The organism is Candidatus Ulvibacter alkanivorans, assembly GCF_003333325.1.
GTDB classification, from domain to species: Bacteria; Bacteroidota; Bacteroidia; order Flavobacteriales; family Flavobacteriaceae; genus Ulvibacter_A; species Ulvibacter_A alkanivorans.
The window spans coordinates 1-1013 of the sequence record NZ_QOLC01000029.1 but is presented as its reverse complement, the minus strand read 5'-3'; the positions used below and the strand labels follow the sequence as shown (position 1 = coordinate 1013).

Genomic DNA, 1013 nt, shown 5'->3' with positions numbered 1-1013 from the left:
AATCTCTGAAATACTCTCCAATTGCAGCTCCTGCAAATGGTGCATAAACTTGCATAGAAGCAGGGTCAGATGCATTCGCAGCTACAATTGTAGTATACGCCATCGCTCCTTTATCTTCTAACATATTTGCAATGGCAGCAACCGTAGAAGCTTTTTGTCCAATTGCAACATATATACAGAATACTGGCTCACCAGCATCGTAAAATTCTTTTTGGTTTAAGATGGTATCTAAAGCTACTGTAGATTTACCAGTTTGACGGTCACCAATGATTAACTCACGTTGTCCACGTCCTACAGGAATCATTGCATCAATTGCTTTAATTCCAGTTTGTAAAGGCTCAGTTACTGGCTCACGAAAAATTACTCCAGGCGCTTTACGCTCTAAAGGCATTTCATAAGTAGTTCCTTGAATAGGTCCTTTACCATCAATTGGATTCCCTAAGGTATCAACTACACGTCCAACAACTCCTTCTCCAGCTCTTAAAGAAGCAATACGTTCAGTACGTTTTACTGTTGATCCTTCTGCTACTGTTGTTGAAGCTCCTAATAATACAACACCTACGTTGTCTTCTTCTAGGTTTAATACAATTCCTTCTAGTCCACCATCGAATTCTACTAACTCACCATATTGAACGTTTGAAAGTCCATAAGCTCGTACAATTCCATCACCAACGGTTAATACTGTTCCTACTTCATCCAATGAAGCTGATGCTTCAAATCCTGCTAGTTGTTGTTTTAAGATTGCTGATATTTCAGCTGGTTTTACTTCTGCCATCTTTATTTAGTAATTTAAATATGCAATTTAATTTTTAGTCAAAAATCTTCTTTCAGAAACATTTTCGCTATACTTTTCAATCATTCTTTTTATTTTCTCAATAGATAATTGTCCATCTACAATTATATTTGAGTTGTACATCATTTTAATGATGTGTTTTAATCTACCTTCATCAACTTCAAAGGATTCACCAATCTCTTCATTGTCAAGAAATTTCAAAACAGAATATGCATGTGTT

1 protein-coding gene and 1 pseudogene are annotated in these 1013 nt (G+C 35.9%); both read right to left on the bottom strand.

The genetic code is table 11. The features are described 5' to 3' along the window. Positions 1-775: pseudogene (locus DWA30_RS01730) on the bottom strand (F0F1 ATP synthase subunit alpha); the annotation flags it as partial. Positions 776-802: 27 nt separating this feature from the next. Then, a partial coding sequence (locus DWA30_RS13240; protein ID WP_168421717.1) for a hypothetical protein occupies positions 803-1013 on the bottom strand: 211 nt, incomplete at its 5' end.